This is a genomic window from Alcaligenes faecalis, from assembly GCF_002443155.1.
Classification (GTDB): Bacteria; Pseudomonadota; Gammaproteobacteria; order Burkholderiales; family Burkholderiaceae_B; genus Alcaligenes; species Alcaligenes faecalis.
Genome location: NZ_CP023667.1, coordinates 2,426,829 through 2,447,973 on the forward strand (window position 1 = coordinate 2,426,829; position 21,145 = coordinate 2,447,973).

Genomic DNA, 21,145 nt, shown 5'->3' on the forward strand with positions numbered 1-21,145 from the left:
CATGCTTTGGCTAAAAACATTTCACATCTTGTTTGTGACCTCCTGGTTTGCGGGGCTGTTCTACCTGCCCCGCATCTATGTCAATCTGGCCCAGGAGCAAGATGTCAGGACCTATGAAACGCTCTTGGGCATGGCCCGGCGCCTGTATCGCTTTATGGCCCCTTTGGCCATTCTGACCCTGCTGACAGGCCTGGGATTATTTTTGTATTACGGCATAGGCAAAGGACAGGGCTGGATGCACGCCAAACTGACCCTGGTCTTGATCCTGTTTGCCTTTCACGGTGTGTGCGGACGCTATCTGCGGCAGTTCCAGCAAGGGCAGCAAAGCCGCTCACACGTATTCTTCCGCTGGTTCAATGAAATTCCGGTCATCGTTCTGCTGCTGGTCCTCATCCTGGTGGTTATAAAACCCTTCTAATACCTAATTCATGTCAGACCAATCTGAACGCAAGACACTAAGCCTGAGCCCAGGCACTAAAAAGAAAGCCAGCAATGCGGAACCCCGCGTGCGCTCGGGTGCGCGCGCACGTGCGGCCAGCCTGCAGCAAGACCGCCAGGGCGGCCCCAAGCGCGAGTCCCGCCCCTACGTAGAGAAACGTGACCAGGAACGCCGTGAGCGCCCTGCTTTCAACCGCGACCGCACAGATCGCCCCCAATCGGGCGAGCGTCGCGAGTTTTCCGGTGAGCGTCGTGAGTTCTCCGGTGAGCGCCGCGAGCGTCCCGCATTCAACCGGGACCGTGACAGCCGCCCTCAAACGGGTGAACGTCGCGAATTCTCCGGTGAACGCCGTGAGCGTCCCGCATTCGACCGCAACCGCGAAGGCCGTCCTCAATCGGGCGAACGTCGTGAGTTCTCCGGTGAACGCCGCGAACGTCCAGCATTCAACCGTGACCGTGACAGCCGTCCACAATCGGGCGAACGTCGTGAGTTCTCTGGCGAACGCCGTGAGCGTCCAGCATTCAACCGTGACCGTGACAGCCGCCCTCAATCTGGCGAACGTCGCGAGTTCTCTGGTGAACGTCGTGAGCGCCCAGCATTCAACCGCGACCGTGACAGCCGTCCACAATCGGGCGAACATCGTGAGTTCTCTGGCGAACGCCGTGAACGCCCCGCATTCAACCGCGACCGTGACAGCCGTCCACAATCCGGTGAACGTCGTGAGTTCTCCGGTGAGCGCCGCGAACGTCCAGCATTCAACCGTGACCGTGACAGCCGTCCACAATCGGGCGAACGTCGTGAGTTCTCCGGCGAACGCCGCGAACGTCCCGCATTCAACCGGGACCGTGACAGCCGACCACAATCGGGCGAACGTCGCGAATTCTCCGGTGAGCGCCGTGAGCGTCCCGCATTCAACCGTGACCGCGACAGCCGCCCACAATCGGGCGAACGTCGTGAGTTCTCTGGCGAACGCCGTGAGCGTCCCGCATTCGACCGCAACCGCGAAGGCCGTCCGCAATCGGGCGAGCGTCGTGAGTTCTCCGGTGAGCGCCGCGAGCGCCCCGCATTCGATCGCAACCGCGAAGGCCGTCCGCAATCGGGCGAGCGTCGTGAGTTCTCCGGTGAACGCCGTGAGCGTCCCGCATTCGATCGCAACCGCGAAGGCCGTCCGCAATCGGGCGAACGTCGTGAGTTCTCCGGTGAACGCCGTGAGCGTCCCGCATTCGACCGCAACCGCGAAGGCCGTCCGCAATCGGGCGAACGTCGTGAGTTCTCCGGTGAGCGCCGCGAGCGCCCCGCATTCAACCGTGACCGCGACAGCCGCCCTCAAACGGGTGAACGCCGCAATTTCTCGGGTGAACGCCGCGAACGTCCGGCCTTCAAGAGCGACAATGAATCCTCGGAGCGTACCCCTGCCGGCAAGATGCCCAGCAAGCTTTTTAGCCCGGCAGGTGACTCCGATGCCTTTCCTCAGTATGTCTCGCCTATCCAGCGTGTAGACAGCCCCCAGGCCCCCAAGCCCGGTCAGCGCCTGCCCGATAGCAATATCGAGCAAAACGAGCGCGTCCAGGTCAAGGCCCTGCAAGGCGAACGCTACCGTCTGTTTGCTCCCTGCCCACAAGGGCTGGAAGAGGCGCTGTCGCTGGAACTGCAAGCACTGGGCTACGAGAACGTCCAAACCGGCCGTGCGGGTTGCCATTTTGACGCGGACTGGATCGGCGTCATGCGTGCCAACCTGTCCTCGCGACTGGCGACACGCATTTTGCTGGAAGTCTCGCACGCTCCTGTCACCAACGAGGAAGACATTCTGGCCCTGGCCCGCGTGACTCCCTGGGAACGCTGGTTCGGCCCCGAGCAGACACTGCGTGTCGATACCTCGGCGGTACGCAGCCCCATGCAAAGCCTGCAGTACTGCAATCTGCGCGCCAAAGACGGGATTTGTGACCGCCTGCGTGATCTGGAAGGTGCACGTCCTTCCATCGATACCGTACGCCCGGATGCCAAGGTGCATTTGTTCCTGGACGAGACCAGTGCCACCTTCTATCTGGACACCAGTGGCGAGTCCCTGTTCAAGCGCGGCTGGCGTCATGACAAGGGCGATGCGCCTTTGCGTGAAAACCTGGCAGCCGGCCTGCTGGCCCTGTCTGGCTGGGACCCCAGCAAGCCTTTGATCGACCCTTTCTGCGGTAGTGGCACGATTCTGATCGAAGCCGCCTGGATGGCTTTGGGAGCGCCTCCCGGAATCTGGCGCCCCTTCCACTTCGAGCGTCTGCGCTGCCACGATCAGCGTTTGTGGCGTGACATCAAGGACGAAGCGCGTTCCATGATCGCCCCTCGTCTGGATACGCCGCTGATTGGCTACGACATCAACCCCATCGTTCTGGATGCCGCCCGTTCCAACCTGGAACGCTCGCACCTGACGCTGGAGACGATTCGCTTCGAGCAAGGCGATGCCCTGAAGATTCGTCCAGAAACAGAAGCCGGCTGGATTGTCACCAATCCTCCTTACGGCGAGCGTCTGGAACATCAGGACGAGGACTTCTGGCCAAACTGGGCCAGCAACCTCAAGCAAAACTTCGCCAACTGGAGCGTGAACATGATCAGCAGCGACCTGGAGTTGCCGCGTCATATGCGCCTCAAGCCCAAGCGTCGTTACCCGCTGTACAACGGTGCTCTGGATTGCCGCCTGTTCTGCTTTGACATGGTTCCGGCCAGTTATCGCAATAACGAGGCAGCCTCGGACGCCAGCGAAGACTCGGCCAGCGCCGAATAAGCCTCAAGCAGTCTTGTACAAGGCGACAAGGGCCAAGTCCATGAAAATGGCTTGGCCCTTGTTTATTGGGATAAGCCCCCCATCTATCTTGAGTACTTTTCCACCCTTTTGGGGCCCGCCCGACTCCAGGCCTTCTGTTCCAGCCCTGAACCGGCAGCATTCCGTTAGGCGGCGATATACGCGATAATGGCAGTCTTCCCTGCCTCAAGACGCACCATGACACCCACATTCACCACTCCTGGCCGCTGGCGACGCTTTGCCTGCATGATGTATGAATCCATCCTGCTGTTTGGCGTTATTTTCACCACCGGCTATCTGTTTGATACCTTGACCCAAAGCCGTAGCGGCCTGGATCTGCGTCATGTGCGTCAGGTCGTTCTGTTTATCGCGCTGGGGATTTATTTCGTGCTGTGCTGGCGCAAAGTAGGCCAGACCCTGCCCATGAAAACCTGGCACATGCGCCTGGTGAACGAGCAAGGCCAGATTCCTGCCCTGCCTACCTTGCTGCTGCGTTATATTCTGTTATGGCCCCTGCCTTTGCTGGGGGCTTTGCTGGTTCAGCTTCTGTCTGTCTACACAGGCTATGCGTCCACGGACCTTCTGATCGTGTTTACGCCTTTCCTGAACTTTATCTGGACCTGGTTCGACAAGGACCAGCAGTTCCTGCACGACCGTCTTAGCAAGACTCGTCTGATCGATGCGCGCCCTACCCGTGTTACTTCGGCAGCCACCTGAGCAGGCAGGCTGCCTCTTCATTTTTTAGTAGTACAGCAAAGTCATGACCGACATTTTAAAAAAATACCTGTTCGCCGACCAAAGCACACGAGCCCAGATTGTTCACCTTGAGCAAGCCTGGCAAATGGGTCTGGAACATCAGCACTACCCTGCCTGCATCCGCGACTTGCTGGGCGAGCTGGTGGCCGCCTCGGTGCTCCTGGCGGGCAACCTCAAGTTTGACGGCTCCCTGATTTTGCAAATCCAGGGGGATGGCCCAATTGCCTTGCTGGTGGTGGAGTGCACCTCGGACATGGATATACGTGCAACGGTCTCGCTGCGCGAGAACCATCCCGTGCCTCAAACCGGCACCTTGCAAACCCTGCTGAACCCGCAAGGTCAAGGCCGCTTCACTGTGGTGCTGGCTCCGCGTCAAAGCAGCAAGGATTTCCGTCCTTACCAAGGCGTGGTGCCTCTGGAAGGCGAGACCGTTGCCGAAGTTCTGCAAACCTATATGCGCACCTCCGAGCAGCTGGATACCCACCTGTGGCTGGCTGCCGACGAGAACCGTTGTGCAGGTCTGTTGCTGCAACGCATCCCGCCCCAAGGCGGCCACAGTCTGGCTCAGAACCTGGACACCTGGGAGCGGGCCCTGGCGTTGGGCTCCACCGTCCAGACGCAAGAATTGCTGCAACTGGATAGCGACACCTTGATTCACCGCCTGTTCTGGGAAGAAGACCTGCAAGTCTTTGAACCTCAGTCCGTGCGCTGGCATTGCCCCTGTTCCCGTCAACGCGTCAGCAATATGCTGCGCATGCTGGGACGGGAAGAAATCGAGCAAATGCTGGCCGAGCAAGACACCATCAATGTGTCCTGCAACTTCTGCGGCAAGCCCTATCAGTACGACGCAATTGATTGCGCGTCCCTGTTTGTCGACAAGGGCGATACCCAACCGGGTGACGATACCCTGCACTAAGCAAAAACCACTACGAGGGACTACGCCCGCACAAGTCCTTCTACCGAACCAAAAGACAGTCAGCCATGATGGCAACATCATGGCTGATTCTTTTTCTTCACCCCAGCATCAATCCGGTTTGGCAGGCGCTCACATCATGGGCGCCCTGCTTGCGATCATCCTGCTGAGCTGGCTAGTGCTGGACGTGCTGACGCTGTACTCCTTGCGCGTACGCCTACAGCACAGCCTGTTGCAGGCAGCTCGTCAGGCCAGCATGCATCATGCCCAGCCTGAAACCATTGCCCTGGCATTCAGCCAAACACTGACTGCTGCCAAAGTGCCACTGCACGATCAATGGCAGATCCAGATCCTGTCGCCCTCACCACAGGCTTTTATGCTGCATGGCAGGCCTTCCCGGCTTCATGAGGGGCGCACAAGCATTACCCAGGGCTGGCAGGCGCAACAAGCGGATCAAGCCAGCCACGGCGGCCCCAGCATCTACCAGGCCAACACATTGCACTTGTACCTGCTCTATGCCCATAAGCCGGGCCCTCTTTCCTTGCTTCGCCTGCTACCCAAGCTTGCTGCCAGCATGCCTGGCCCTTCGGGTTCGGCAGCGGTCTGGCTCCGCCTGGAAATCAGGCACCCCATGCAGTCTGATGCCGTGCAGTGGGATGACTTGGCTGATGGTCGGGTCGTCTATGCCCAGCAGACTGAAAACGAGCTTGCCTTGCCAGTTTCCCAAACAGGCTGGTCCACAGATCTGGAGCCAGCAGAACCGCCATCACCGGACGGGGATGGCCGTCTGCCATCAAGGGATGGCCCTGCTCAAGGATCAGGTGATGCTTCCCCTTCTCCAGGGCCTGCCGCCCCCACACCAGACTCAGGAGGAGCTGACTACTCACCTCCAAACCCTGCTTGCTACTAATCGCCGAGCCAGCCAGAGGGCGGTGGCGGGTGGCGGGTGGCGGCAGCATAGGACGCGATCAACGCATTCCTGACCCAAGCGGGAAACAGACTTACAGTCGCCGCAATAAGCAGTTGTGGCCGTAGTCGGGACAGCAATAAGGGAACAAAGAAGAATGATCAGAAAGGAACTGGCTGCTCAGCCGTTCCAGCAGCGCCTTGCACGCTACTTCTTAACGTGGGCTGCTTGTCGTGGTAGCCGAACCACCGGGAGGCACGATCTGCACAAAGATCTCGCCTTCACGCATCATGCCAAACTCGCTACGGGCGCGCTCTTCAACTGCGTGGGTACCCGAACGCAAATCCTGAACCTCGGCCAGCAAGGCGTTATTACGCGCTGTCAGGGCCTCGTTGGTCTCTTTTTGCGCGACCAGCCTGGTCTGCATTTGCCGTACGTCCAGCCAACCGCCTTTGCCCCACCATAAAGCGTAATGGGTTACCAGGGTCAAACACAGCAGGAGCAGAACGATCAGGCGCATGGTGATATAAGAACCGGGTCTTGCGACCCGGTTCATCAAACAGAATTAGCGCAGATTATAGAACGCTTCGCGACCTGGGAAGGTAGCAACTTCTGCCAATTCTTCTTCAATACGCAACAACTGGTTGTACTTGGACATGCGATCGGAACGGGACAGGGAGCCTGTTTTGATCTGCATGGCATTCGTAGCCACAGCGATATCCGCAATCGTGGAGTCTTCGGTTTCACCCGAGCGGTGCGAAATTACAGCGGTGTAACCAGCGCGCTTGGCCATTTCGATGGCAGCAAAGGTTTCGGTCAGGGTGCCGATCTGGTTGATCTTGATCAGGATGGAGTTACCGATACCCAGCTCAATCCCTTTCTTCAGGATCTTGGTGTTGGTCACAAACAAATCGTCACCAACCAACTGGATCTTGTCGCCCAGTTGCTGGCTCAGAATGCGCCAGCCGTCCCAATCGTCTTCGGCCATGCCGTCTTCGATGGAGATGATGGGGTACTTGTCGCACCAGTTGGCCAACAGGTTGGCAAAGTCTTGCGAGCTCAGGGACACGCCGCCTTCGCCAGCCAGGTGGTATTTGCCGTCGCGGTAGAACTCGGAAGCGGCGCAGTCCAGGGCCAGAGCGATCTGGGTGCCGGGCTCGTAGCCAGCTTGTTCGATAGCGCGCAGGATCAGTTCGATAGCGGCTTCGTGGTTGGCCACGTTAGGAGCAAAACCACCCTCGTCGCCCACAGCGGTGGACATGCCCTGATCGTGAATCAGGCCTTTCAGGGTGTGGAACACTTCTGCACCCATGCGCAGCGATTCGCGGAAGCTCTTGGCGCCCACGGGCATGATCATGAACTCTTGCAAGTCCAGGGTGTTGTTGGCGTGTGCGCCACCGTTGATGACGTTCATCATCGGTACGGGCATGGCCATGGCACCGCTGCCACCGAAGTAGCGGTACAGGGACAGACCCGAATCATCAGCAGCGGCACGGGCCACAGCCATACTGGCAGCCAGCATGGCGTTGGCGCCCAGGCGGCTCTTGTCTTCGGTACCGTCCAGCTCGATCAGGGTGCGATCGATAAAGGTTTGTTCTTGAGCATCCAAGCCCATCAAGGCTTCGGAGATCTCTGTGTTCAGGTTTTCAACAGCGCGCAAAACACCTTTACCCAGGTAACGGCTCTTGTCACCATCACGCAGCTCCAACGCTTCGCGAGCGCCAGTGGATGCACCAGAAGGAACGGAGGCACGCCCCATAGCGCCCGATTCGAGCAATACATCACACTCCACCGTTGGATTACCACGGGAGTCCAGAATCTCGCGGCCAATAATATCTACGATTGCACTCATGATTTTGACAGTCCTGCCTGAAGTAGCATTAAGCTAGATAAGTTAAACAATCCTGCTGCCGGGCGTATCGCCGTAAACCGATGTGAAGATCAGCTTGAAAAGGCGCCTAGCCTGGAAGTTGAAAAGATCAGCAAGCGCGACAGCTATAGTGCAATCAGCGCCCCCTGCCCTCCTGCTAAAACAGGATTGTACCTGCCCATGACACAGCCGTGCCATGTCTGGTCCCGAAAGCTGGAAAAAAGCCTGGATTCAAGACCCTGCCTTCATCCTGATCGAAACCGGCACGTGTTTATTATCACCAGAAATTCCGAGACTAGGCGGCGTCTCTGTAAATACAAAAAGTACCGATACGTCTCAAAGTAAATCTTTGTCGGCTGCTTTCAACAAGGCGCTTTCCCAGTTGCCCAGCAAGGTAATCAACTGGTTCAGGTCCTGATCGGAGAAGTCTTGCAGCATGGCCTCCACCAGGCGACGGCGACGCGGCAAGGTGGCCTCGACCAGCTCACGACCAGCTGGACTGAGGCGCACATTGGTCAGCCGATTGTCCTGCTCGTCCGTGAAACGCTCGACCAGTCCCAAAGACTCAATGTTCTTCAACTGCCGTGTCACCGCAGCCGGATCAATGCGCAGCAAGCGCACCAATTGCTTTTGAGACAGGCAACCGTCCTCTTGGTACAGGCAAATCAGGACACGCCAGCGTGGCAAGGGCATGCCCAACTGCTGATCAAACGCCGCCATCAGACTGCGATACGTGCGCCCCAGTTGCTGAGCCGCTTGAAGTTGCGGAAATTCATTCATCATGTTCAAGACTGTTCTTGACGATTAAATCGTATCGGCGGCACTTTACGCACCCAATAAAAGCACCAGACTATCAGCAGCAAGGTCACGGCCATCCCCATATTGACGGCATGTGCCAGGGCATCGCGGGCCAAGCCCAGATACATCTGGCCGTCCTGCCCCGCCTGCTCCAGAAATTGTGTCTGCTGGCTCACACTCATCAAGACCTGCGGGTCTTGCAGCGAATTCACCAGACTGGCAGGCAAAGTCGTCAATTGCGTGCGGATGGCTTCACCATACTGGTAGTTGATCAGAGTTCCCACGACAGCGGTTCCCAACATGCCCCCCACCATGCGCATGGACTGTAGCATGGCCGTGGCAATCCCCAGCATGGAGCGCTCTACAATTTCCTGCGCAAACACGGTCAGATTCGGCATGATGCAGCCAACCCCGGTGCCGGCAATGGTGGCATACAACACAAAATGCCAATGAGGGTCGGTTTTCTTGATAAACACCATACCCAGACAAGCAATCGTCAATAGCACCAGCCCCAAATACAGCATCAGGGTAGGACGACGCAGACGCGTAATCGTACGGCCATTAATGATACTGCCCACGGTAATGAACACGACCAAGGGGGTGATCAATAAACCGGCTGTTTGAGGTCGCAGACCGTAGCCCCCCTGCAGCAATAAAGGCGCGTAGAACAAGAGTCCGAACAGGATAAAGCCCAAACCCGCAGACAGAACCAGCAAAGAGAATTGAGCGGGGCTACTGAACAGAATCAAAGGCAGCAAGGGTTCCGCAACCCGTCGCTCCCAAGTCACCAGCAGGACAAAAGCCGCCACACTGCACAACCCCAGCAAGACCATCAGATAACTGCCGCCATATTGAGGCAGCAGCTCTACCAGCAGCTGAATACAGGCCAAACCGACCATCAACAAAAAAGCACCCAAATAGTCCATGCGGACCTGGGTTTGACGAAAGTGACGGATCTGCGGCAAGTAACGATAGACAAAATAAAGGCTGAGCAAGCCGACAGGCAAATTCACATAAAACACGGAGCGCCAGCCGTAGTGCTCAGTCAGAATTCCACCCAGAAAAGGCCCTATCCCGTTCGCAATCCCGAAGGACGCGCTCAGCATCACTTGCCAGCGCAAACGCACACGAGGATCGGGAAACAGATCTGGTACACAGGCAAACGCCGTCCCGACCAGCATGCCCCCGGCTATCCCCTGCAAGGCACGAGCCAATACCAGTTGCAACATGCTTTGCGCCATGCCACAAAGCACGGACGCCAGGGTAAACAAGACAATGGACACCAGCACAAAACGGCGGCGTCCGTAAAAATCCCCCAGGCGACCAAAAATAGGAACGGTAATCACCGAAGTCAGCAAATACGCTGTTGCCACCCAGGCATACAGCTCAAAACCATGTAGTTCGGACACGATGGTGGGCAAGGCTGTCCCGACCACGGTCTGATCGATGGCCACCAACATCACCACAAAGCACAGACCCATCATCGCCAGTATGGATTCCGTGACTGACAAGACACGCCCTGGCGTTTTTTGTGCTGCTTCCGATGCGTTTACCATTTCTATTGACCATGCAATTATTGCCTAGTCAACTATTTTACGAGCGAGTGAAAAACCTGACAAGCCATGCCTGAATCAAACCCCATCCCACTATCCCGGTACACAATGGCAATCATTCGGAGAGCCAGGCTTTCCAAACAAATCTGCCCCACAGGAAAACCGTATGAATATCATGATTGTTGGTGCCAGCATGGGTCTGGGACGCGCCTTGATGGATGGCTTGGCCCAAGATGGCAACACGCTGTATGGCGTGGCCAGACGGCCTCCCAGCGCCTTGACCAGTTCCCTGCACCCGGACGCCAGTGCCCGTCAATATTGGATCAGCGCTGACCTGTCCCAGCCTGACGCCGCCAGCCAACTGGCAGCCGCCTGCCCGGAATCGCTGGATGTGCTGATCTACAACCTCGGGATTTGGGAAGACACGGCATTCAGTGAGGAATACGATTTTCTATCGCAAAGCGATCTGGCCATCCGTCGTCTGGTCGATGTGAATCTGACTGGGGCCTTGCTAGCTATACGACATCTGCTGCCCCATTTGTTACGCAGCAAACAACCCCGCCTGATTCTGACGGGCTCCACCTCGGGTCTACGTCAAAGCGGCCGTCCGGAAGTTGCTTTCGGCGCGACAAAATTTGCCCTGAACGGTTTGGCTGACAGTCTGCGCGAAGGCTACAGGGATCAAGGCCTGGCCGTCACCTGCTTGCAACTGGGCTATCTGAATATGGAAGATGGCCTGGATGTACCGCTGCACACCGCTGCTGAACGGGACCAGGGCGAGACCATTCCGGTGCATGATGTACTCACGATTGTGCGCAGCCTGCTGCAACTGTCTCCCGCCAGCTTTATACGCGAACTGACCCTGCCTGCCCTGCGCGACCCTCGGTTTTAAACAGCAAAACAAGCGGATATCCTTTCTGGAATATTGAACGAAAAGATCGGGCCCTATACCTAGGCCCATAAAAAAAGGAGTGTTTTCACACTCCCTTTTTCCTACCTGACTACATGACGTAATCCGCTGTTTACAGACCTTGCACCACGTACATGGTCATTTTGGCAGCACCTTCACGGGCTTGACGGGCACGACGGTATTCCTCGGAATCGTGGAAAGCCTGAGCTTGCTCCAGCGTGTCGAACTCCATGACCACGGTACGCAAAGGCGCATTGCCTTCCAGAGTGACCGTTTCACCGCCCCGCACCAACACTTTCACGTTGTGGGTTTTCATGGCGATGCTGGAAAACTCTTGGTACTGCTTGTACTGCTCGGGGTTCGTTACTTCGACATTAGCAATCAAAAATGCGGACATAGTGTCTCCAAACTACTTTTAATAGCCGTGCTGCAAGGCACCGCTGTTTTTAACAATCGAATCGATCTGTTGCAGTGTCCGTAGCAAATCTGCCATCTGCGACAGGGGGACAGCATTCGGGCCATCCGACAAGGCCTTATCCGGATCAGGGTGGGTTTCCATGAACACGCCCGCCACACCTGCTGCAACGGCAGCACGCGCCAGGACAGGCACAAACTCACGCTGGCCGCCCGAGGTCGTGCCCTGGCCACCCGGCAACTGGACCGAGTGCGTAGCATCAAACACGACCGGGCAATCCGTGGCACGCATAATCGCCAAGGAGCGCATGTCGGACACCAGATTGTTGTAGCCAAACGAAGCGCCACGCTCACAGACCATGATGGTGGAGCCATCACCGCCCATTTCCATTGCCGCTGCACGTGCTTTTGCCACCACCTGCACCATATCCTGAGGGGCCAGGAACTGGCCCTTCTTGATATTCACGGGTTTCAGGGTAGCGGCGCAAGCCTGAATAAAGTCGGTCTGACGGCACAGGAAAGCCGGTGTTTGCAGCACATCCACGACGGCAGCCACATCATCAACCTGGTCTTTATCGTGCACATCGGTCAGAACCGGCACTTTGTAGTGCGAGCGCACATCCGCCAGAATCTGCAGACCTTCCGCCATGCCGGGGCCACGGTAAGACTTGTCCGAACTCCGGTTGGCCTTGTCAAACGAGCTTTTGTAGATAAAGGGGATGCCCAGAGCCGAGGTAATTTCGGCAAGCTGACCCGCTGTATCAAACGCCATTTGACGCGATTCAATCACACAAGGGCCAGCGATCAGAAAAAAGGGCCGATCCAGGCCAACGTCGTAACCGCATAAATCCATAATAGACCTCGTTTCAGTATTGCTGCATTCTCCCACATTCCTGAAGGCGGTGCTGCACCGCAGTGCAGCATGCCTGTCAGCCCAATCGTTCGGAGATTTCGATCAGGTTCAAGTCCGGGTCGCGCACATAGACGGAGCGAATCGGGCCGATGGCACCCGTACGCTGTACAGGCCCCTCAATAATGGGCCCGCCTTGTGACTGCAAATGCTCGATTACCTGCTCCAGCGGAATATTGGCGATAAAACACAGGTCCAGCGCCCCCGGCACTGGCAAATGCGCCTTGGGCTCGAACTCCTGTCCGCGCACATGCAAATTGATCTTTTGCGAGCCAAAGCAGAAAGCAATTCGCCCCTGCCCAAAGACTTCCTGCTTCATGCCCAGAACTTGTGTGTAGAAATGGGTGGTGGCTTGCGGGTCAGTACAGGTCAGCACCAAATGATCCAATTGTTCGATCATGCTTACTCCCAGGAAAGCGGGTAACAGACTCTGTCGCCCCGAATGAAAAAGCCCGCGTCGCGCGGGCCTTTTCAGTCATACCAAATTATCAAGCTGTTTTTTTCTGGCGTTCCAGAGCAGCTTTGATATAGCTGGTAAACAGCGGATGGCCATCACGCGGCGTGGAAGTGAATTCCGGGTGGAATTGCACGCCCATAAACCAAGGATGATCAGGCAGTTCCATGATTTCTGGCAGGTTCTCGGTAGGAGTACGAGCAGAAATCACCATGCCCACTTCTTCCAGACGTGGCACGTACAAGGTGTTGACTTCGAAACGGTGGCGGTGACGTTCATTCACTTCCGGACCGTAAATGGCTTCAGCACGCGAACCTGGTTTCACCGGGCAACGCTGTGCGCCCTTGCGCATGGTGCCGCCCAAATCAGAGGAACCATCACGGTGCTCAATCTTGCCTTCGCGGTCTGCCCATTCAGTAATCAGGGCCACAACCGGGTGCACGGCCGATGGATCGAATTCGGTGGAGTTCGCGCCCACCAGATTGCCTACATTGCGAGCGAATTCAACCACGGCCAATTGCATGCCCAGGCAGATACCCAGGAATGGCACGCCGTTTTCACGAGCATATTGAATCGCGCGAATCTTGCCTTCGGTACCACGTTTGCCAAAACCGCCTGGCACCAGAATGGCGTCCAGACCTTTCAGGCAATCCGTACCTTCGTTCTCGATAACCTCGGAATCCAGGTACTCGATATTGATACGGGTACGGGTGTGGATACCGGCGTGAACCAGGGCTTCGCTCAGCGACTTGTAGGATTCCGTCAGGTCTACGTACTTGCCGACCATACCGATACGCACTTCGTGCTCCGGATTTTCCAGAGCCTGGACCAAACGATCCCACATGGACAGATCAGCCGGTGGAGGCGACAGCGCCAGTGCATCACACACCAGACTGTCCAGACCTTGCTTGTGCAGCATGGCTGGGATCTTGTAGATGGAGTCCGCGTCCCACACCGAGATCACGGCGTCCATGGGCACGTTGGAGAACAGCGAAATCTTGGCCAGCTCGTCATCAGGAATGACGCGATCAGCACGGCACAGCAAAGCGTGAGGGTGAATACCGATTTCACGCAGCTTTTGCACCGAGTGCTGGGTAGGTTTGGTTTTCAGCTCGCCTGCCGATGCAATGAACGGCACCAGTGTCAGGTGAACAAAAGCGGTGTTGTTGCGGCCCAGGCGCAGATTCATCTGGCGGGCAGCTTCCAGGAAAGGTTGGGATTCGATGTCACCCACTGTGCCGCCGATCTCGACGATGGCAACATCGGCCTCACCATTGTAGGCAGCCTTGGCGCCACGAATGATGAAGTCCTGGATTTCGTTGGTGATGTGCGGGATAACCTGCACGGTCTTGCCCAGATAGTCCCCGCGACGCTCTTTGCGCAGCACGGATTCGTAAATCTGGCCCGTGGTGAAGTTGTTGACCTTGCGCATGCGAGCGGAAATAAAGCGCTCGTAGTGGCCCAGGTCCAGGTCGGTTTCCGCACCATCCTCAGTAACAAACACTTCACCGTGCTGGAAGGGGCTCATGGTGCCCGGATCTACGTTGATGTAGGGGTCCAGCTTGAGCATGGTCACGCGCAGACCGCGGGACTCCAGGATGGCAGCCAGGGATGCAGCCGCAATACCTTTGCCCAGGGAGGACACAACGCCTCCCGTTACGAATACATATTTGGTGGTCATTATAAAAGGCGCCTGAGGTCAAATCAGGCGATAGCGGGAAATTTGGATTATAACGGCAAGCGCCCATGCTTGGCGACCTGACAAGTGGCATTTCACAGCGGAAATACCACTTATCCTTGCAACTATTGACAACAGCAGACGGTGGCGATCAGATCGCCTGCGTCCTTTGCTCAAGCCATTTGCGCGCATCACCCTGAACACGCGGCATGAGACGTTCACGCACTTGCTGATGATATTCATTGAGCCAGTTACGCTCGGCAGCGGTCAGTAGTGCGGCATCTATACAACGCGTATCAATGGGGCAAAGGGTCAGGGTTTCAAAACGCAGAAACTGCCCGTACTCGCTGCGCATGGCCGGTACCGCCGCCACCAGATTCTCGATTCGAACGCCCCACTGACCGGGACGGTACAAGCCAGGCTCGTTGGAGGTAATCATGCCGGCACGCATGGCAGAATGCGGTCCGATGCGACCGCGCCAGGAAATGGACTGCGGGCCTTCATGCACATTCATGAAGTAGCCCACGCCATGGCCAGTGCCGTGACCGAAGTCCAGGCCCTGCTCCCACAAAGGCTGACGCGCCAGCACATCAATTTGCTGACCGGCAATGCCTTCCGGGAACACCAGCATGGACAAGGACACCATGCCTTTGAGCACCAGCGTGAAGTCACGAATCTGCTCGGCAGATACCTGACCTACCGGCACGACACGGGTAATGTCCGTGGTCCCGCCCTGATACTGCCCACCTGAGTCGATCAACAACAGGCCATTGCCATCAATACGGGCATGGGACTGCTGGGTCGCCTGATAGTGCGGCATGGCACCATTGGCGTTATAGGCGGCAATCGTGCCGAAGCTGGGGCTGACAAAACCTTCCTGACGAGCACGGGCAGCGCAGATATGTTCATCCACATCCAGCTCATTCACGTCGCTTTGCTGCTCAAACCAGGCAAAGAACTCGCACAAGGCAGCGCCGTCTTTTTCCATGGTTTCACGCACATGATCCAGCTCGGCATCGGTCTTGCAGGACTTGAGCAATTGAGCGGGATTAATGTATTCGACTACATTCAAATGTGCAGCCAGTTGCGCCGCCCAAGCCGTGGTCCGCGCCATATCCAGCAGGATAGGCATGGACGCGGGTAAAGCACGCATGAAGGAGGACAACTCGGTATAGCTTTGAACTTGCACACCGTCCGCAGCCAGCGCTTCCTGTATGCCTGCCGACAGCTTGTTGCCATCCACAAACAGAAACGCCTGATCCGGGCCAATCAGCAAGTACGACAGGAACACCGGGTTATAGGACACATCACTGCCGCGCAGGTTCAGGGTCCAGGCAATATCATCCAGTGCGCTCAGCAAATGCCAATGCGCGCCCTGCTCCTGCATGGCAGCTCGGGTGCTGCTTAAATTTTCCTGACGAGTACGGCAGGCAAAAGGAGGCCGATGCTCCACCACCTGGCCAACAGGCGCAGCAGGCCGGTCTGTCCAGATCGGGCTCAACAAGTCGGCTTCCAGCACCCACTCCAGCTCCGGCGTGGCCTTTTGCCAGGCCAGCAGACTTTGTGCCGACACCGACTGGCTATCCAGTGCTACCCGCGACTGGGCAGGCAAATGTTCCGCCAGCCAGTTGGCCGGCTCAGGCACGCCGGCCTCGCCCGCACGTTGCAATTGAATGCCGCTGCCTTCCAGCTCCTTGGCCGCCTGTTCCCAATAACGGCTATCGGTCCACAAACCAGCCCAATCGGCCGTCACCACCAGAAGTCCGGCCGATCCTACAAATCCGCTGAGCCACTGACGGCTTTTCCAGCGATCAGGCAGGTACTCAGACAGATGAGGGTCAGATGTAGGCCAAATGCTGGCCTGCACGGACTGAAATTGCATTTGTTCGCGCAGCGCCTGCAAGCGTGCGGCAACGGGGGGATGGGCCATGCCAACTTCCTTTACATAAACAGCGTTCACGCACCGATCAAGCATAAAAAAAGCTCCGACTCGCGCCGAAGCTTTTTTAGCCAGAGAAACCGATCAGGCCACAGCGCTGACGTCCAGCGGGACGCCTGTCTTGGACTGAATGTACTCAAGGCTGACTTCTGGTGCCAACTCAAGCAACTTTAAACCATTTTCCGTCACTTCCATCACCCCCAGATCGGTAATGATGAGGTCAACCACACCCACGCCCGTCAGAGGCAAGGTGCAAGCAGGCAGAATTTTCAGGTCTTCCGTGCCGTCTTTCTTGGTAGCCACGTGTTCCATCAGGACTACGACACGGCCAACGCCAGCAACCAGATCCATGGCACCGCCCATGCCCTTGATCATCTTGCCGGGGATCATCCAGTTGGCCAGATCACCCTTTTCCGACACCTGCATGGCGCCCAGAATCGCAATATTGATCTTGCCGCCACGAATCATGGCAAACGAGTCTGCCGAAGAAAAGATGGACGAGCCAGGCAAGGTGGTGATGGTTTGCTTGCCAGCGTTGATCAGATCAGCGTCAATCTTGTCTTCGGTCGGAAAGGGGCCAATGCCCAGCAAACCGTTTTCCGACTGCAGCCAGACCTCAATGCCTTCAGGCACGTGGTTGGCAACCAGCGTAGGCAAACCAATCCCCAGGTTGACGTAAAAGCCGTCCTGAAGTTCCAGCGCGGCGCGCGCCGCCATTTGATCTCTATTCCAAGCCATTATTTTCTTGCCTCGCTAATCAGGAAGAACGAACGGTACGCTGCTCAATGCGCTTTTCGGGCTGGGCATTGAGCACGATACGGTGCACATAAATACCGGGCAAATGCACATCATCCGGGTCTAGGCTGCCGGTCTCGACAATTTCCTCGACCTCGACAATGGTAATTTTCCCAGCCATGGCCACGTTCGGGTTGAAGTTGCGTGCGGTCTTGCGGAACACCAGGTTGCCGCTGCGATCAGCCTTGTAAGCCTTGACCAGCGACACATCGGGCACCAGGGCCTCTTCCATCACGTATTGCTGACCGTTGAACTCACGAATTTCCTTGCCGTCAGCCACGATGGTTCCCACACCCGTTGCGGTAAAGAAAGCAGGAATGCCTGCGCCGCCGGCACGCAGCTTTTCAGCCAGGGTACCCTGAGGAGTGAACTCCAGCTCCAGCTCGCCCGCCAGATACTGACGCTCGAACTCCTTGTTTTCGCCCACATAGGAGGAAATCATCTTGCGAATCTGACGCGTTTCCAGCAACTGCCCCAGACCAAAGCCATCCACCCCGGCATTATTGCTAATGCAGGTCAGGTTTTTGACTCCGCTATCGCGCAGCGCAGCAATCAGCGCTTCGGGAATTCCGCACAGGCCGAATCCACCTACCGCGACTGTCTGTCCGTCGGCAACGACCCCCTGCAACGCCTCCTTGGCGCTTGGATAGACTTTATTCAATTGACTCTCCAATAACTCTTTAATTGGCCTAAACAGCAAACTTTGTCCAATAATGCCGCTATGCACCATAAGGTGCTATCAGGCATTCTACGACTTGACTATGCTTTCCGTATACGTAAAGCTTAACCCTGAAAAACCGAGTGTATCTGTTTACGCTCATCTTCGGTCCAAGGTTGCGAACCGCCTTGGGGGTTAATGGACACTAGCACACAGCGGCCACGTGCATAAATGACATCCGCTTGATTTGCGTCACCTACAAGGACTTCCAGTTCAATGCTGCTGCCACCGACCTTCAGTAATTTATGCACAATTCGCACAGTGGCCGGATACAGGACCGAACGCAGGAAATCCAGGCTGGCGTGCGCCAGCACCCCGGTACGTGGAGAAGGTGGCACCATGCCCAGCTTCATCATTAACTGGACACGGGCTTCCTCGATGTAGCGAAAGTAGACCGTATTGTTAACATGATTCATGGCATCCAGATCGCCCCAGCGCACGGCAATATCAAAACCAGAATCTACTACTTGTGTCATTACATGCTCTCCTTGCTGATATTTACTGATGAACACGGAAGCCGTCGGGCACCGCCCCTGGCCTCTGAACTCAAAACGGGATTGCTCAGACTACAATACAATCGACCGTACGCACAGTACACGAATTTCACCCGCCAACAATCAAGAACAAAGCGCTAAGCCGTAATAGGAGATCAGCAGCAATGTCTGAACGTGAATCGATGGAATATGACGTTATTATCGTCGGCGCTGGCCCTGCAGGCCTGGCCACCGCGATACGTCTGAAACAGCTCGCCCAAGAAAAAGAACAAGAAATCAGCGTCTGTATCCTGGAAAAAGGCGCTGAGGTGGGGGCCCATATCCTGTCCGGCGCCGTCATGGATACGCGTGCTCTGGACGAGCTGCTGCCAGACTGGAAAGCGCAAGGCGCTCCTATTTCGGTAGAAGTGACTGAAGACAAATTCCTTTTCCTGACCGAAAAAGGCGCCCGCAGCACCCCCATGTGGCTGCTGCCCGACTGCTTCAAGAACCATGGCAATTACATCGTTCGCCTTGGCAATGTCGTGCAATGGATGGGTGAGCAGGCCGAGGCTCTGGGTGTGGATATTTTCCCCGGCTTTGCCGCTGCCCACATTCTGTACGACGACAATGGTGCTGTTCGCGGCGTGCTGACTGGCGATATGGGCGTGGCCCGTGACGGCACTCACACCGCCCACTACCAGCCCGGCATGGAATTGCTGGCGTCCTACACGATTTTTGCCGAAGGTTCGCGTGGTCACCTGGGCCGTGAACTGACCGAGCGCTTCAAACTGGACGAATCCCGCAATGCACAGAGCTACGGCATTGGCATTAAAGAACTGTGGGAAGTGGACCCGTCCCAATCCCAGCCCGGTCTGGTGATTCACACTGCTGGCTGGCCGCTGGATTCGGACACCTACGGCGGCTCCTTCCTGTACCACCTGGATAACAATCTGGTCATGGTCGGGATGGTGGTGGGTCTGGATTACGCCAACCCCTGGCTGTCTCCCTTTGAAGAGTTTCAGCGCTACAAGACCCACCCTGCCCTGCGCGCCACGTTTGAAGGCGGCAAGCGCATTGCTTACGGGGCTCGCTCCCTGACCGCCGGTGGTCTGCTGGCGCTGCCCAAGCTCAGCTTCCCCGGTGGTGCTTTGGTCGGTTGTGATGCCGGTTTCCTGAATGCCTCGCGCATCAAGGGTAGCCATGCCGCGATCAAATCCGGCTCTCTGGCCGCTGAAGCCGCTTTTGAAGCCTTGCAAGCTGGACGCAAGCAAGATGAACTGTCGCAGTACGCCGAGAAATTCAAGCAGTCCTGGCTGCATGAGGAACTGGACAAGGCCCGCAACTTTAAGCAATGGTTCAAGAAAGGCCGCTCGATTGCGTCCGTCATGACCTTTGTAGAGCAAGGTCTGTTCAAGGGCAAAATGCCCTGGACACTGCGCAACAACAAGCCTGACCATGCCTGTTTGCAGCCTGCGGCCGAATGCGCCCGTATCGACTATCCCAAACCAGATGGCAAGATCACTTTCGATCGTCTCAGTTCCGTGTTTATTTCAAACACCAACCACGAAGAAGATGAACCTGTCCACCTGACGTTGAAAGATCCGTCCGTTCCTGTGGCGGTGAACCTGGCTCGTTACGGTGGCCCCGAAGCCCGCTTCTGTCCAGCAGGCGTGTACGAGTTCATCAAAACCGAAACCGGCGACGACAAACTGCAGATCAACGCACAGAACTGTGTGCACTGCAAAACCTGTGACATTAAAGACCCTACCCAGAATATTGTCTGGGTTCCCCCGCAAGGTGGCGAAGGTCCGGTGTACAACGGCATGTAAAAAACAACTCTGGCCTTGGTGCTATCACCAAGGCCAGAAGAGTAGATGCCAAGAAGAGCCACCCCAGCGGGTGGCTTTTTTGATGTGCGTTATGACCTGCGGGTCCGGCTGGGCCAGTTCACTACAAACAGCCCCAATAGAATCAGGCCAGTCCCCATCAACTCCAGTTGAGTAGGCCATTCGTCCAGCAGCAACCAGGCCAGCAGCACCGTCAGCGCTGGTACACCCAGGCTGGACATCCCGGCCAGGGTTGCGCTGACGCGACTGACGACCGCCATCCACAGTAGCCAACCTACACCTGTCGCGATAACGCCCAGATACAGTACGCCGCTGAACATCTGCCACTCCATCACAACAGGACGCTGAGGAATCAGAAAGCTCAAGGGCAGAACAATCACAATACCCAGAAGGCACTGCCAGACGGTGGCATTCAACAGCTCCACTCGGTGGCGCTCAAATAGTTGCTTGGAGAACACTGCCCCCAAAGCCCAGCTCACACCACTCAAGGTTGCCAGAACAGAACCGAATATGCCGCCCATTCCCTCCCAGGGCGCGATCAGAAGCATCAAGCCCAAAATCGCGGGCACCATGCCCATGACGTGACGCTTTTGGGGCCGTTGCCCCAACATGGGCCAGGACAGCAGCAAAATCCAGATTGGCATGGTGTAGGCCAGGGCGACCATCTTGCCCGCGCCACCGGCCTGCAAGGAAAACTGGCTAAGCAATTGGAAGCCGGTGGTCTGGAAAATGGCGACGCCCAGACTCAGCTTCCAGGGTGTAGGCCGTAAATGCCCACCTTTAAGACGCAGCACCAGCCATAAGAAAACAAATGCCACCGCATAGCGCGCCGCAATCAGATCCACTGGCCCGATATAGACGGTCATCGCCTTCATCACGACCCAGCTCATACCCCAGGTCAGCACTACCAAGCCCATCAGCGCCAAAGCGCCCCTGTCTGCCTGCTGTTCCCCGCTCAAACCTTTCCCCTTTTTATT

Annotated in this window: 20 protein-coding genes; 7 read left to right on the plus strand and 13 right to left on the minus strand. The window is 56.8% G+C overall.

Going from position 1 to position 21,145, the window contains the following annotated elements; translation table 11 throughout:
- Nucleotide 1: 1 nt before the first annotated feature.
- From CPY64_RS11430 to CPY64_RS11450, 5 genes are all read left to right on the plus strand, one after another.
- Nucleotides 2–418 carry a CopD family protein gene (locus tag CPY64_RS11430; protein WP_042482023.1) on the plus strand — a complete coding sequence of 139 codons (417 nt, stop codon included), beginning with the start codon at nucleotides 2–4 and terminating at the stop codon, nucleotides 416–418.
- 1,444 nt (nucleotides 419–1,862) lie between these two features.
- Nucleotides 1,863–3,212, plus strand: a complete 1,350-nt coding sequence (locus tag CPY64_RS19110) for a THUMP domain-containing class I SAM-dependent RNA methyltransferase (RefSeq protein ID WP_226791505.1) — start codon at nucleotides 1,863–1,865, stop codon at nucleotides 3,210–3,212.
- 216 nt (nucleotides 3,213–3,428) lie between these two features.
- Nucleotides 3,429–3,947, plus strand: coding sequence for an RDD family protein (locus CPY64_RS11440; RefSeq protein ID WP_086046113.1), 519 nt, complete (start codon nucleotides 3,429–3,431; stop codon nucleotides 3,945–3,947).
- Nucleotides 3,948–3,990: 43 nt separating this feature from the next.
- A complete protein-coding gene (gene hslO, locus CPY64_RS11445) occupies nucleotides 3,991–4,902 on the plus strand; it encodes an Hsp33 family molecular chaperone HslO (protein ID WP_026483073.1) in 912 nt (303 codons plus the stop codon).
- A gap of 79 nt (nucleotides 4,903–4,981) precedes the next feature.
- Nucleotides 4,982–5,809 carry a hypothetical protein gene (locus CPY64_RS11450; protein WP_226791366.1) on the plus strand — a complete coding sequence of 276 codons (828 nt, stop codon included), beginning with the start codon at nucleotides 4,982–4,984 and terminating at the stop codon, nucleotides 5,807–5,809.
- Nucleotides 5,810–6,020: 211 nt separating this feature from the next.
- Here CPY64_RS11450 and ftsB read toward each other — a convergent pair whose 3' ends face one another.
- The 4 genes from ftsB to CPY64_RS11470 all read right to left on the minus strand — a co-directional run bounded on the left by ftsB (nucleotide 6,021) and on the right by CPY64_RS11470 (nucleotide 10,030).
- On the minus strand, nucleotides 6,021–6,326 hold the full coding sequence (ftsB, locus tag CPY64_RS11455) for a cell division protein FtsB (RefSeq protein WP_042482320.1): 306 nt from the start codon (nucleotides 6,324–6,326) through the stop codon (nucleotides 6,021–6,023).
- 45 nt (nucleotides 6,327–6,371) lie between these two features.
- On the minus strand, nucleotides 6,372–7,658 hold the full coding sequence (gene eno, locus CPY64_RS11460; RefSeq protein WP_009456510.1) for a phosphopyruvate hydratase: 1,287 nt from the start codon (nucleotides 7,656–7,658) through the stop codon (nucleotides 6,372–6,374).
- 354 nt (nucleotides 7,659–8,012) lie between these two features.
- A complete protein-coding gene (locus CPY64_RS11465; RefSeq protein WP_052362907.1) occupies nucleotides 8,013–8,459 on the minus strand; it encodes a MarR family winged helix-turn-helix transcriptional regulator in 447 nt (148 codons plus the stop codon).
- A gap of 2 nt (nucleotides 8,460–8,461) precedes the next feature.
- A complete protein-coding gene (locus CPY64_RS11470) occupies nucleotides 8,462–10,030 on the minus strand; it encodes an MFS transporter (RefSeq protein WP_042482324.1) in 1,569 nt (522 codons plus the stop codon).
- Between the two features lie 163 nt (nucleotides 10,031–10,193).
- On the opposite strand from CPY64_RS11470, the gene CPY64_RS11475 reads away from it, so the two are divergent.
- A complete protein-coding gene (locus CPY64_RS11475; protein WP_042482328.1) occupies nucleotides 10,194–10,919 on the plus strand; it encodes an SDR family NAD(P)-dependent oxidoreductase in 726 nt (241 codons plus the stop codon).
- Between the two features lie 130 nt (nucleotides 10,920–11,049).
- On the opposite strand, the gene CPY64_RS11480 is transcribed toward CPY64_RS11475, so the two are convergent.
- The 8 genes from CPY64_RS11480 to CPY64_RS11515 form a co-directional block, all read right to left on the minus strand.
- Nucleotides 11,050–11,334 carry a DUF1330 domain-containing protein gene (locus CPY64_RS11480; protein ID WP_042482331.1) on the minus strand — a complete coding sequence of 95 codons (285 nt, stop codon included), beginning with the start codon at nucleotides 11,332–11,334 and terminating at the stop codon, nucleotides 11,050–11,052.
- An 18-nt stretch (nucleotides 11,335–11,352) separates the two neighbouring features.
- Entirely contained in the window at nucleotides 11,353–12,204 is an 852-nt protein-coding gene (gene kdsA, locus CPY64_RS11485; RefSeq protein WP_042482334.1) for a 3-deoxy-8-phosphooctulonate synthase, read from the minus strand.
- A 76-nt stretch (nucleotides 12,205–12,280) separates the two neighbouring features.
- Nucleotides 12,281–12,661 carry a VOC family protein gene (locus tag CPY64_RS11490; RefSeq protein ID WP_042482337.1) on the minus strand — a complete coding sequence of 127 codons (381 nt, stop codon included), beginning with the start codon at nucleotides 12,659–12,661 and terminating at the stop codon, nucleotides 12,281–12,283.
- A gap of 88 nt (nucleotides 12,662–12,749) precedes the next feature.
- Entirely contained in the window at nucleotides 12,750–14,396 is a 1,647-nt protein-coding gene (locus CPY64_RS11495) for a CTP synthase (RefSeq protein WP_042482342.1), read from the minus strand.
- 148 nt (nucleotides 14,397–14,544) lie between these two features.
- Nucleotides 14,545–16,323 (minus strand): aminopeptidase P family protein, encoded by a 1,779-nt coding sequence (locus CPY64_RS11500; protein ID WP_042482346.1) that lies wholly within the window; start codon nucleotides 16,321–16,323, stop codon nucleotides 14,545–14,547.
- A gap of 93 nt (nucleotides 16,324–16,416) precedes the next feature.
- Nucleotides 16,417–17,070, minus strand: a complete 654-nt coding sequence (locus CPY64_RS11505) for a CoA transferase subunit B (protein WP_042482349.1) — start codon at nucleotides 17,068–17,070, stop codon at nucleotides 16,417–16,419.
- Between the two features lie 19 nt (nucleotides 17,071–17,089).
- On the minus strand, nucleotides 17,090–17,788 hold the full coding sequence (locus tag CPY64_RS11510; protein WP_009456533.1) for a CoA transferase subunit A: 699 nt from the start codon (nucleotides 17,786–17,788) through the stop codon (nucleotides 17,090–17,092).
- 122 nt (nucleotides 17,789–17,910) lie between these two features.
- Nucleotides 17,911–18,321 (minus strand): acyl-CoA thioesterase, encoded by a 411-nt coding sequence (locus CPY64_RS11515; protein ID WP_042482352.1) that lies wholly within the window; start codon nucleotides 18,319–18,321, stop codon nucleotides 17,911–17,913.
- Between the two features lie 182 nt (nucleotides 18,322–18,503).
- Between CPY64_RS11515 and CPY64_RS11520 the strand changes: the two genes are divergently transcribed.
- Nucleotides 18,504–20,150 carry an electron transfer flavoprotein-ubiquinone oxidoreductase gene (locus CPY64_RS11520; RefSeq protein ID WP_042482355.1) on the plus strand — a complete coding sequence of 549 codons (1,647 nt, stop codon included), beginning with the start codon at nucleotides 18,504–18,506 and terminating at the stop codon, nucleotides 20,148–20,150.
- A gap of 89 nt (nucleotides 20,151–20,239) precedes the next feature.
- Here the strand turns inward: CPY64_RS11520 and CPY64_RS11525 are convergent, their stop codons facing one another.
- A complete protein-coding gene (locus CPY64_RS11525) occupies nucleotides 20,240–21,127 on the minus strand; it encodes a DMT family transporter (RefSeq protein WP_226791368.1) in 888 nt (295 codons plus the stop codon).
- Nucleotides 21,128–21,145: the final 18 nt, after the last annotated feature.

Coding starts and splice junctions, on each gene's coding strand:
- CPY64_RS11430 (WP_042482023.1), top strand. CDS start 2: ATGCTTTGGCTAAAAACATTTCACATCTTGTTTGTGACCTCCTGGTTT.
- CPY64_RS19110 (WP_226791505.1), top strand. CDS start 1,863: ATGCCCAGCAAGCTTTTTAGCCCGGCAGGTGACTCCGATGCCTTTCCT.
- CPY64_RS11440 (WP_086046113.1), top strand. CDS start 3,429: ATGACACCCACATTCACCACTCCTGGCCGCTGGCGACGCTTTGCCTGC.
- hslO (WP_026483073.1), top strand. CDS start 3,991: ATGACCGACATTTTAAAAAAATACCTGTTCGCCGACCAAAGCACACGA.
- CPY64_RS11450 (WP_226791366.1), top strand. CDS start 4,982: ATGGCTGATTCTTTTTCTTCACCCCAGCATCAATCCGGTTTGGCAGGC.
- ftsB (WP_042482320.1), bottom strand. CDS start 6,326: ATGCGCCTGATCGTTCTGCTCCTGCTGTGTTTGACCCTGGTAACCCAT.
- eno (WP_009456510.1), bottom strand. CDS start 7,658: ATGAGTGCAATCGTAGATATTATTGGCCGCGAGATTCTGGACTCCCGT.
- CPY64_RS11465 (WP_052362907.1), bottom strand. CDS start 8,459: ATGATGAATGAATTTCCGCAACTTCAAGCGGCTCAGCAACTGGGGCGC.
- CPY64_RS11470 (WP_042482324.1), bottom strand. CDS start 10,030: ATGGTAAACGCATCGGAAGCAGCACAAAAAACGCCAGGGCGTGTCTTG.
- CPY64_RS11475 (WP_042482328.1), top strand. CDS start 10,194: ATGAATATCATGATTGTTGGTGCCAGCATGGGTCTGGGACGCGCCTTG.
- CPY64_RS11480 (WP_042482331.1), bottom strand. CDS start 11,334: ATGTCCGCATTTTTGATTGCTAATGTCGAAGTAACGAACCCCGAGCAG.
- kdsA (WP_042482334.1), bottom strand. CDS start 12,204: ATGGATTTATGCGGTTACGACGTTGGCCTGGATCGGCCCTTTTTTCTG.
- CPY64_RS11490 (WP_042482337.1), bottom strand. CDS start 12,661: ATGATCGAACAATTGGATCATTTGGTGCTGACCTGTACTGACCCGCAA.
- CPY64_RS11495 (WP_042482342.1), bottom strand. CDS start 14,396: ATGACCACCAAATATGTATTCGTAACGGGAGGCGTTGTGTCCTCCCTG.
- CPY64_RS11500 (WP_042482346.1), bottom strand. CDS start 16,323: ATGGCCCATCCCCCCGTTGCCGCACGCTTGCAGGCGCTGCGCGAACAA.
- CPY64_RS11505 (WP_042482349.1), bottom strand. CDS start 17,070: ATGGCTTGGAATAGAGATCAAATGGCGGCGCGCGCCGCGCTGGAACTT.
- CPY64_RS11515 (WP_042482352.1), bottom strand. CDS start 18,321: ATGACACAAGTAGTAGATTCTGGTTTTGATATTGCCGTGCGCTGGGGC.
- CPY64_RS11520 (WP_042482355.1), top strand. CDS start 18,504: ATGTCTGAACGTGAATCGATGGAATATGACGTTATTATCGTCGGCGCT.